Below are 10,190 nucleotides of genomic sequence, written 5' to 3'. Positions count from 1 at the left end.
CGTCATCGACCACGTTGAGCACCCGGAACCGCCTGCCCGAAGCCATCTGGTCGTGAACGGATTCGAAGCGTAGCGAAGAAGGGCGCGTAGCGCCCAACTCGAGGCTCCAGCGCTGGTTCGGCAAGGCGAGCACCGGGGCAGGTGCCCTCGTGCCCCCAGCACGCCTACGGCTGCGCCGTCGCCTCGTCGCTTCAGATACACCGTGCCGACGGGCCAGATCGGCGGTCTTCACACCCGCCTCCGCTTCCTTCAGCACACCAATGATCTGCTCTTCCGAAAACCTCGTTCGCTTCATCTCGTCCGTCCTTCCATCAGGGCCGGACTCTAATCCAACTTGGAGGAAAATCAGGGGGGCACTTTCTACAAGGCTCCGCCTCCGAAGAATTCATAGGCAAGCGGGTGCTGCGGAGTTCTGGTGTTCTGCCTGCTGCCTGAGAAAACTGGCCACATCGACAGGCCCGAGGGCTCCAGCAATTCCGTTTCGACGTCTCGTCTTGCGCTGGCGACTTCGATGAGGGTCGGCATTAGGGCGGTCGCGTGCATGAGTGCATTGCTGCGTCCGGCCGCAATGCCGGGTCCACTGACAATCGCAGGTATGCGGGTGCCACCTTCGGTGGTGTAGCCCTTGAATCGATTGAACGATGCGGCCGAGGCCTGAGGCCAGTTCACACCATAGCCAGCAAACGAACCGGGCGCCCCAAGATTTCCGAGACTATTGTCGATCCCGAACCGGGCGGGGGCCCCCAGTCCAATTATCCGCATAGCCTCTTCGCTGCTGGAGCCATCCGGGCCGTTATCGGACAGGAATACTATCAGCGTGTTATCAAGACGTCCTACCGCTTCAAGCGTATCCAGGACCCGTCCGATCGCCCTGTCCATGCGATGGACCATGGCAGCATAAATCTCCATCTTGCGCGCTTCGCTGGCGCGTTCCTCTGCGGGAAGGCCATCCCAATTCCAGTAGCCAAGCATTGGCGGTGCCGGGGCTTGCTCATCGACAAGTCCAAGCTCTTGCATCCTGGCGATACACGCCGAGCGCAGTTCAGCCGCGGACTGGCATCGTAGGTCCTTCGTAGCGCGCAATATCATCTGCGGGGGCCTGAAGCGGCCAATGGGGGCAGTGAAGGCGAGATAGCCGAACTGGGGACGCTCTTGCGGCGTAGTTTGAATATACTCTATCATCCGACCAGCAAATACGTCGGTCGAGTATTCGCCCTCCGGATAGCGGACGCGCGGGTCATTGCTGACGTAGGATTCGGTGACGGCGGTGTTGTCCCATTCTGCAGATTGATCCAGCCCAAAGTGGTTATGTGCGCCATCAAGGAGCGCGAAGGATTTCTCGAATCCACGGCTTGCCGGCCGTTGATCGGGCTGCTTTCCGAGATGCCACTAAAGCGGATGCGCTCGTCTGGTAAAGGCTCGTCTCGCTTACTTCGTTATGCGGGCCGCGGTGCACGATACTGACTGCCCGACGCAGCTTCACCAACTGCTTCGGCGAACCTGGTCCCACCTTCCAGCCTCGATGATCTCTACATTCCCAGTCGGCGACGAACTTCGGGCACCTGGCTGCGCGCGACTGGCGTGGGGCCTTTGCTCCCTTTGAGGATGAGCTCGGGGTCTTGCCCGCGGGAACGGCGCTGAAAACGCTCGACCTTGCGCAGATTGGCAATCGCGGAGCGATGGGTGCGCAGGAACATCTGTTCGGGCAGAACCGAATGCCACCAACGTAACGGGCGGTCGTCTGGCACGGCCTCTCCGCTCGCCAGGTGGATTGTCGTCCCGCTGCCGTCGGCTTCCACCGCGCAGATATCCTCGGGATCCACGCCTCGCGCCGAATGTCCGCTGCGCAGGTAAAGCCGCGCGGAGGCACTTGTTGTCGGGGCAATCCGTTCGCGCGTAAGCGGCGCCCCTTCGATCCGGCTGACGCCGATCAGGGCCGCAATCTGGGTGAGTGCGTGCACTTCGCTTTCCGTCCAGTCGCGCTGCTGACGGTTGCAATCGAGACCGATGCAGGCGATCAGCCCTTCTTCTGCCATCACCGGCACCGTCAGCGTGCTGCGAATACCCTGCAAGCGGAACTCGCGCTGCATCGAGCGCATCCCGCGCCCGAGCAACTCGACATCGTTGATAGCCAAGGTCTGCCCGTCCCTGAGCGGCAGCAGCATGTCGCCGATCATGGTGACGGGAACGTCCTGCAGATCCTCGACATGCGAAGTGATCCCGTCCGCACACCACTCGTTGGTGTTGCGCATGGTCGTGAGATCGTGGTTGAAACGGAGCACCCAGGCCCTGTCCGCGCGCGCCGAGCGGCCGATGAATTCAAGCATCGCGGCAAGACCCGGCTCGAACGGCTGCGACAGGAGCAGGCGGGCCGCCACCACCGCCCAGCAATCGGGGCCGAGCATGTCGGGAAGGGCATCGAATTTCCACACTGCAACCCCACCGCCGAGCCGCGGGTGCGTTCCGCTGTGCATTTCAACTTTCGGATAGCGATGTTCGAAACCCATGGATGTCGCCTGCGAACTCCGTTGAGAAGGAAAGATTGCGCCTCAATCCCGTAAGCTGTGGCGCGCCGAGGGGAAACACCTACGCGCCGCCAATGCCCCGACAACGCCGTTGCCCGCGTTAAAATCCACCTAATTCTGCAGTTCAGCATCCGCTGTTGCAACTCGGCAGCCGCTTGTTGCGGGGCGCGCAGTGACCTTGCAGTCGTCCGCCAAACAGGGGCCAAAATGGCTTCGGGAGGCGGAATTCTGGGGGCTTGGAGCCAAGTTTCCGAATGCCACCCAGACAAGATTGGGTAAAACGTTCGGGGCGCGCCGTGATTGCTTCAAACCTGCGTGCTGGTGCGCGCCTATTGTCGTTGGCTGCCGCGATCACGCTGGCCGGACGGCCGACCGCTGACGAATTGAGGCTAGAGGAAGTCGCGGTCGCCGACCTGCGCCGCTGGGAAGCCGTGAACGGCCGCTTGCCCGCTGGCGCGACCCTGCTGGTTCTCACCAACTTGTCGAAGCGCTGGCCCGAAAGGGCCGCGCATCTCGGCACGCAGGAGCGCGGCGCAACAGCCGTGCCGCAACTCCATATCCCCGGCCACCGCATCCTTGCCGCGGCCAACGTGCCGGGGTTCGGAAACGTCGCGCATCTCCATCGCCTGCCCGCCAGCGGCGCCACCGTGCGCGCGCTGCCGATGAATATCCGCGGTCGGCAGCGACAGCCCGCTGCGTATCGGCGCCCATCTCCCGCGCTCCTGACCGCGCGACTGTTCACCTGCTTGTTACCATCCTGAGGAATCCCATGTCGACCACCTTCCAGAAACTTTCCCGCAATCTCCTTGCCGGCACCAGTGTGGCGATCCTGGCGATCATCGCCGCCCCTGCCGCTGCCGATTCCAGCGCTGAGTGCAACGCTGGCTCGGGATTGCACTCGACTGAGTGTGGTGAGTACAGCAAGGCAACTAGCAGTTACAGCACCGCCATAGGCTACAGGAGCGAAGCAAGTGGCAATTCCAGCACCGCCTTAGGCAACGACAGCCAGGCAAGCGGCGAATCCAGCACCGCCTTAGGCGAAAGCAGCGAAGCAAGTGGCTCTTACAGCATCGCCTTGGGCAAAGACAGCCAGGCAAGTGGCTCTTCCAGCACCGCCTTAGGCACAGGCAGCCAGGCAAGTGGCTCTTTCAGCACCGCCATAGGCGAAGGCAGCGTAGCAAGCGGAGACTTCAGCACCGCCCTAGGCGAAGACGCCGAGGCAACCGGTCGAGACAGCACCGCCCTAGGCGAATGGACCAATGCAACAGGCGCTTACAGCACCGCCATAGGTCAACGCAGCTATGCAACCGGCGATAACAGCACCGCGACAGGCCGACGCAGCTATGCGAGCGGCGATTACAGCACCGCGACAGGTGCAGAAAGCCAAGCACTGGCCACTAATAGCATAGCGCTCGGTCATGAAGCCTACGTCCTAAGCGGTGCCACCGGCTCCATCGCTGTGGGCAATCTTTCAAAGGTGCAGGCAAACGTCACCGGCGCTGTGGCGCTCGGCTTCAATTCGATCGCGACGCGGTCCGACACCATTTCGGTGGGCAGCGCGGACTTGCAGCGGCAGATCGTCAACGTCGCGGCAGGGACCGAGACTAGCGATGCGGTCAATCTCGGCCAGCTGAATACCGTGGCCGCCGCCGCCGCCGCTGCGCAGATCCGCGCCGACGCGGCGTTTCTGAACGCCGCCAATGCGCAGAGCACGGCGGATGCCGCTCGCGCAGAAGCGCGCGCCGCTCAGCTTGCGGCCAACAACGCCACGACCGGCACGGCCGAGGCGCAGGACGCCGCTGACGCGGCATTCGAGAAAGCGGTGAAGGCGCAGAGCGCCGCCAATCTGGCCCGTGACGAGGCGCAGTCTGCGCAGAAGATGGCCGACGCAAATGCCGCCGAGCTCGCCTTCTTCGAAAGCAACTCCACCGGCCCCGGCGCCACTGCCACGGGCAAGGATGCGCTCGCCATGGGATCGGGTGCCAGCGCCAGCGGCGAACGCTCGGTAGCGATCGGGTACCAGGCGCAGGCGCAAGACGGACAGGCCGTGTCGATCGGCTCGGGCAATATTGCTTCGGGAGACGGTGCTGTCGCCATTGGCGATCCCAACCGTGCCACCGGCACCGGCGCGGTGGCGCTCGGCGCGAACAACACCGCGACCGGCACCGGTGCCGTCGCACTGGGCAACGAAAGCTCGGCCATCGGCGAAAGCGCCATCGCTCTCGGCAACGGCGCTAGCGCGACCGGCAACGGTGCGGTGGCGATAGGCAATGGAGCGGTCGCAACACAGGCGGGGCAAGTCGCGATCGGTTCGGGCGAAAGCACCTATACCTTCGCCGGGATTGCGTCCGACGAAAGCAATGCCCGCCAGTCCGGCCCGATCTCGCTCGTCACCACCGATGCGCAGGGCAATCTGGGCACGACCAGCTTCGACCTCTACGAACTCGTAGCGAGCGAGCGGACCGCGACCAATCGCGGGATCGCTGCTTCGGCCGCACTGACGGCGGCCCCCATGCCCTCGGCCCCCGGGCGCATCAGCTATACCGCGAACACCGCAATCTATCGCGGCCAGGCGGCCTTCGGCGCCTCGATCGCCGCGAGGGCCAACACCGAAGAGCCCTTCGCGATTACCGCCGGAGTCTCCTACGCAGGCGGCAAGAGCACCACCGCACGTGTCGGAGTGGTCGGAGAATTCTAGTACCGGTTGGTCGATCACGGATGGGGCCTGGTTTCGCTCCGGGCTCCTCCCCTAAAGGCATAATTACAGCTTTCCGCAGTTTCTGTCAGTCTGGCTCATCGGGCTGACACCAAGCCGCTGAGCCGACGTTAGCGCACTATCACTCCAACGGCTGCTTTTAAGTGCACAAGGCGATTGGCGGAATGCCCGAAATGAGGGCGCTTGGCTGACCGGCTGCTTTGCCAGGTCCGGATATTCAGCTCCCAGCCCTATTCGGTTGAAAAAGGCAGATGTGGCCTTGGTTGGCGATTGCTTCGGATAGCAGGCGAGCGACCTTGCCATCCCATTCAGGCGGGTGCGAGGCCCGGCATCGGCTTCATTTTGGCGAGCTTGCGGAGGTTCTGGGCTGCAGCGGCTAGGTGGAACTCGTCTTTTGCTCCAGAACAGCGCCTCCTGCATCACCGTCCGCTCGCCCATCGTCGCCACGTCTCCGCTTGTCTGCGAAGCACGGCAACAGGACTTCACAACGATCGCAAGCGGGACTTCTCAACGGAATAGGGCCGGGAGCAAACTGTCTGCTCTACAGGAAGATTTCGCCAGTTGCGGACATATGGGCTCCCTACTGGTAGGTTGCGAATACCCTTTGCCCGAAATCGCCGAACGCAATCACCTGATAGAACTGGGTGCGTCCTCCCATTTCCATGCCGGGCGAGCCTAGTGGCATGCCCGCAACGGCGAGCCCTTTGACGCCCTCCGGCCTTTCCCGAAGCAGCCGTTGGATATCGGCGGCGGGAACGTGTCCTTCAATGACGTACCCTTCCACTTCCATCGTGTGGCATGATGCGAGTTCGACCGGAATTCCGCGATCGGCCTTCACCTGCGTCATGGGGACGTCTTCGCGCATTTCGACCTCGGCCTGCAGACCTGTCCGGACGTGTTCAGCCCATTTGTGACAACAGCCGCAACCGGGGTCGCGGAACATCACGTATGGTGCCGCCTGAGCGGCCCCGGTGCACGCCGCCGCTAGCAGAGCAATCACCGTCGCAGGCAAGCGGACCGTTGCGGAGTTGAAAGCGATCATCGTTTCTTCCTTTGCAGCAAGTTCGTAAATGGCCGACCGTTAAATGAGCATCATAGGCCAGGACTCAATTATTCTCGGCTGAAATGCCATGAACGGCTGGTTTTTCTCCCGAAATCATGTCGATTATCGGGCAATCTGGTCGATCGTCACCATGGCACGTACGGGCGAGATGGAGCAGGCTGGAGCGCATCGCGGCGAGTGCGTCCACCTTGCGGCCAAGTTCGTCGGCCTTTGCCAGGGCCAGCGCCTTGACTTCGGAACTGGCACGATGCTCGTCGCTCCACAATTGCAGCAGTTCGCCGATCTCGTCGATGGAAAAACCCAGATCGCGGGCATTGGCGATGAAGAGTAGCCGGTTCACGTCCGCATCGGAATAGTCGCGATAGCCACTTTCACGGCGTGGCGGTGCCGGGATGAGGCCGATCTTCTCATAATGCCGGATCATCCGCTGCGAAACGCCGGTCCGCTGCGATGCATCGCCAATGTTCACAGCTGAGCCGCCTTCAGCCGCAGGGCATTGCCGATCACGCTGACCGAGGAAAGCGACATCGCGGCAGCCGCGATCACGGGAGACAGCAGGATGCCGAAATGCGGGTAGAGCACGCCCGCCGCCACCGGAACGCCAAGCGCGTTGTAGCCGAATGCGAAGACGAGGTTCTGGCGGATGTTCGACATGACCTTGCTACTGAGCGTGCGCGCCGTAGCAATGCCTGTCAATTCGCCATTGAGCAGGGTGATCCCCGCACTCTCGATTGCGACATCGGTACCCGAGCCCATTGCAATGCCCACGTCTGCGGCGGCGAGTGCCGGGGCATCGTTCACTCCGTCACCGGCCATGGCGACGACATGGCCTTGTGCGCGCAAGCGCTCTACCACCGCGCTCTTGCGGTCAGGCAGGACATCGGCCTCCACTTCGTCGATTCCGAGAGACCTAGCCACTGCCTCTGCCGTCGTACGGTTGTCGCCAGTCAGCATCAGGACGCGGATGCCCTCGGCGCGAAGCGCTTTCAACGCATCGGGCGTCGTCGACTTGACCGCGTCGGCGATGGCGATGACGCCCGCGACCTTGTCGCCAATGGCAATCAGGATCGCCGTTGCGCCGTCCTGCCGCAGCAAATCGGCATCGCTGGCAGCGGGGTCGGGGTCGACACCGTTCTCTCGCAGGAAAGTAGCATTCCCAAGCAGAACCCGACTTCCCTCGACCGTGCCCATGGCCCCCTTGCCGGTCGGCGATTCAAAACCCTCAATGGCAGGTGCTGCGATACCGCGCCGCTCTGCTTCGGCCATGATCGCCAGAGCCAGCGGATGTTCCGAGGCCTGCTCGACACCTGCGGCAAGCCGCAGCACGGTTTCTTCCGACAGTTCACCCAGCGGCACGACTCGGGTTACCGACGGCTTGCCCTCGGTCAGCGTTCCAGTCTTGTCGACGACCAGCGTATCGACCTTCTCCATCCGCTCCAGCGCCTCGGCATTTTTCACGAGTATGCCTTCCTCTGCACCACGGCCCACGCCGACCATGATCGACATCGGCGTAGCCAGACCGAGCGCGCATGGGCAGGCGATGATCAGCACCGCCACCGCTGCGACCAGCGCATGGGCAAGGCGAGGTTCAGGACCCCACAGGCTCCACGCGGCAAAAGCGATCAACGCGACAACGAGGATCAGCGGTACGAACCAGCCCGCTACCTGGTCGGTCAGACGCTGGATCGGCGCGCGCGAGCGCTGGGCCTGGGCCACCATCTGCACGATGCGCGAAAGAAGCGTATCGCGGCCCAGCTTCTCTGCGACCATCACCAGCGAACCGGTCGTATTGATGGTGCCGCCTATTACCGAGTCACCCGACTGTTTGGAAACGGGCATGGATTCACCGGTCACCATCGACTCGTCGATGGATGACGCACCCTCGGCCACCGTGCCGTCGACCGGGATTTTCTCACCCGGCCGGATACGCAGACGATCGCCGACCTGCAGGTCCGCCAAAGCGACTTCCTCATCACCGTCCACACCAATCCTGCGGGCAGTGCGGGGCGTCAGGCCGAGCAGGGCCTTCAGGGCCCCCGACGTTCGTTCGCGGGCGCGAAGTTCGAGGACCTGGCCCAAGAGGACCAGCACGGTGATGACCGCCGCCGCTTCGAAATAGACCGCGACGGTGCCGTCGGGGGCGCGGAACGCATCGGGAAACAGTTCGGGGGCGAGGGTTGCCACCATGGAATAGGACCATGCCACCCCGGTCCCCAGCGCGATCAGGGTAAACATGTTCAGGTTGCGTGAAGTGACCGATGCAGCTGCCCGCGAAAAGAACGGCCAGCCTGCCCATAGAACCACCGGTGTCGCCAGAGCCAGTTGCACCCACACCGAGACGTCCATCGGGACAAGATGGTGGATCGCCGGAAACAGATGTCCGCCCATTTCCAGCAGGAACACAGGCAAGGTCAGCGTCAGGCCGATCCAGAACCGCCGCGCCATGTCGACCAGTTCCTCGGTCGGACCGGCCTCGGGATCGACCATCTCCGGTTCGAGCGCCATGCCGCAAATAGGGCAGGATCCCGAGTGGTTCTGGCGCACTTCGGGATGCATCGGGCAAGTCCAGATCGCACCTTCGGGCATGGGCGGTTCCTCAGTCGATCCGTTCAGCCAGCGATCCGGATCTTCGACAAATCGCGTTCGACAGCGGGCGCTGCAGAAATGATAATCGTGGCCGCCGTGCGATGCGTGATGCGCCGTTGCCTGCGGATCGACCTGCATGCCGCATACGGGATCGGTGACGTCCGCGCCGCTTGTCGCCGCGTGGTCGTGATTACAGTGCTGATGCTCGTCCATCGGCTCATCTCCTTGCCGATGACTTATATAGAGTCTGACATCATGTCAGGGTCAAGAGGCAATTTGAATCGCTCGGTCACCGTTTCAGAATACAGGCGGATCGCAACGAGACCTTGGTCAATGACGAGGCGCTCTGCTGATACCAAAACCAAACACGGCGATTGCGGCAAAGTGGACGACAGCAATCAGGGCGGTGGCATCGAGCGAGCCAACCGAAGAAACGGTAGGCGCAGCAAACAAACCGAATGAAGTGGCCGCCAGAGCCAGCGCCGACAGCACTGCACCAAACCATGCCAGCCATTGCGGTATCGCAAGATGGGGGCATCTCGCCTCCGCGATAAAGGTCAGCGTGAAGCCAGCGTTCAAAGCAATGTTGGAAAGATAGAACAGGGACATGGCACCAGTGATCGCAGCTGCCAGTATTGCGGGATTGTTTGTGGCAGCTTGGGCGGCTGGCCAATAGCTACCAAGCATCACGCCATACATCGCAACATAGACAATCGAGCCGACACCGACGGAGGCCCATCCTATGGGAGCAATTCCGTCGTTTGTCTCCTGCCTGTGGATCAGGATTAGTCCGGCAATGGCTGTTCCCATGGCTCCAAGGGCCTCCACAATCCAAATACCCCGATAAAAGGCTTGCTTATCGAGGAGGTGGGCAGCCCGCTCGACGACCAAAGTCATCTCGTCGGTCGAAGCGCTCTCACGAGGGCCGATCAGAAACGGCCAGGCAGCTATCATAAAGATCCAGAGCAACGCTGATAGCGCCAGTAGCCCGCCGGCAAACTTGCTTGAACCGATCATGATCCCCCCCAATCGATCTAATGCAGAAGACTAAACCAGCGCTAGGGCAACTTCAAATCACAAGGCAAAGTCCGCTCTCCACCCTAATTCCAGCCGAAAAGTCTTGGTCAACTGGATCCGAAAATCGCCGCTATTAATCAGCGACTCATCGGCAAATTCTGACCCTATTCTGTTGAAGAAGTCGTTGCCGGAGCTCGGTGTGGCTCGCGGCTGGCACCGGGCGAGCGGCGTTGTAATCCCGCTCAGGCGGGTGCGAGGCCAGCGATCGGCTTTATCTTGGCCA

Annotated in this window: 10 protein-coding genes; 2 read left to right on the top strand and 8 right to left on the bottom strand. The window is 62.2% G+C overall.

The annotated features are described in order from the left end of the window. The 3 genes from ABDJ38_RS16710 to ABDJ38_RS16700 form a co-directional block, all read right to left on the bottom strand. The coding region (locus ABDJ38_RS16710) for a transposase (RefSeq protein WP_346786274.1) at nucleotides 1–295 on the bottom strand (295 nt) is incomplete at its 3' end. A 65-nt stretch (nucleotides 296–360) separates the two neighbouring features. After that, a complete protein-coding gene (locus tag ABDJ38_RS16705) occupies nucleotides 361–1,296 on the bottom strand; it encodes a sulfatase-like hydrolase/transferase (RefSeq protein WP_346786275.1) in 936 nt (311 codons plus the stop codon). Nucleotides 1,297–1,529: 233 nt separating this feature from the next. After that, the gene (locus tag ABDJ38_RS16700) at nucleotides 1,530–2,507 is read right to left on the bottom strand and encodes a LytTR family transcriptional regulator DNA-binding domain-containing protein (protein WP_346786273.1); all 978 of its coding nucleotides are present in this window, start codon (nucleotides 2,505–2,507) and stop codon (nucleotides 1,530–1,532) included. Between the two features lie 314 nt (nucleotides 2,508–2,821). Between ABDJ38_RS16700 and ABDJ38_RS16695 the strand changes: the two genes are divergently transcribed. After that, a complete protein-coding gene (locus tag ABDJ38_RS16695; protein WP_346786272.1) occupies nucleotides 2,822–3,286 on the top strand; it encodes a cyclase family protein in 465 nt (154 codons plus the stop codon). 8 nt (nucleotides 3,287–3,294) lie between these two features. Beyond that, nucleotides 3,295–5,223, top strand: coding sequence for a hypothetical protein (locus tag ABDJ38_RS16690; RefSeq protein ID WP_346786271.1), 1,929 nt, complete (start codon nucleotides 3,295–3,297; stop codon nucleotides 5,221–5,223). Nucleotides 5,224–5,821: 598 nt separating this feature from the next. Here ABDJ38_RS16690 and ABDJ38_RS16685 read toward each other — a convergent pair. The 5 genes from ABDJ38_RS16685 to ABDJ38_RS16665 all read right to left on the bottom strand — a co-directional run. Then, a complete protein-coding gene (locus ABDJ38_RS16685) occupies nucleotides 5,822–6,283 on the bottom strand; it encodes a DUF411 domain-containing protein (RefSeq protein ID WP_346786270.1) in 462 nt (153 codons plus the stop codon). Between the two features lie 64 nt (nucleotides 6,284–6,347). Then, nucleotides 6,348–6,773 carry a Cu(I)-responsive transcriptional regulator gene (cueR, locus tag ABDJ38_RS16680; protein WP_346786269.1) on the bottom strand — a complete coding sequence of 142 codons (426 nt, stop codon included), beginning with the start codon at nucleotides 6,771–6,773 and terminating at the stop codon, nucleotides 6,348–6,350. Next, nucleotides 6,770–9,103 (bottom strand): heavy metal translocating P-type ATPase, encoded by a 2,334-nt coding sequence (locus ABDJ38_RS16675; RefSeq protein WP_346786268.1) that lies wholly within the window; start codon nucleotides 9,101–9,103, stop codon nucleotides 6,770–6,772. The genes cueR and ABDJ38_RS16675 overlap by 4 nt, the downstream gene beginning before the upstream one ends. Nucleotides 9,104–9,220: 117 nt before the next feature. Further along, entirely contained in the window at nucleotides 9,221–9,907 is a 687-nt protein-coding gene (locus ABDJ38_RS16670) for a hypothetical protein (protein ID WP_346786267.1), read from the bottom strand. A gap of 57 nt (nucleotides 9,908–9,964) precedes the next feature. After that, nucleotides 9,965–10,190, bottom strand: a 226-nt coding sequence (locus ABDJ38_RS16665; RefSeq protein ID WP_346786266.1) for a hypothetical protein, incomplete at its 5' end; no start/stop codon positions are given.

The organism is Aurantiacibacter flavus (assembly GCF_039710615.1).
In the GTDB taxonomy this organism is placed as follows: Bacteria; Pseudomonadota; Alphaproteobacteria; order Sphingomonadales; family Sphingomonadaceae; genus Alteraurantiacibacter; species Alteraurantiacibacter flavus.
The sequence above is the reverse complement of the archived record's forward strand: the minus strand, read 5'-3'. Positions and strand labels throughout refer to the sequence as shown.

What these genes read in the sequence shown, in the direction of transcription:
- ABDJ38_RS16700 (WP_346786273.1), bottom strand. Translation starts at nt 2,507, where the DNA reads ATGGGTTTCGAACATCGCTATCCGAAAGTTGAAATGCACAGCGGAACG.
- ABDJ38_RS16690 (WP_346786271.1), top strand. Translation starts at nt 3,295, where the DNA reads ATGTCGACCACCTTCCAGAAACTTTCCCGCAATCTCCTTGCCGGCACC.
- ABDJ38_RS16685 (WP_346786270.1), bottom strand. Translation starts at nt 6,283, where the DNA reads ATGATCGCTTTCAACTCCGCAACGGTCCGCTTGCCTGCGACGGTGATT.
- ABDJ38_RS16675 (WP_346786268.1), bottom strand. Translation starts at nt 9,103, where the DNA reads ATGGACGAGCATCAGCACTGTAATCACGACCACGCGGCGACAAGCGGC.
- ABDJ38_RS16670 (WP_346786267.1), bottom strand. Translation starts at nt 9,907, where the DNA reads ATGATCGGTTCAAGCAAGTTTGCCGGCGGGCTACTGGCGCTATCAGCG.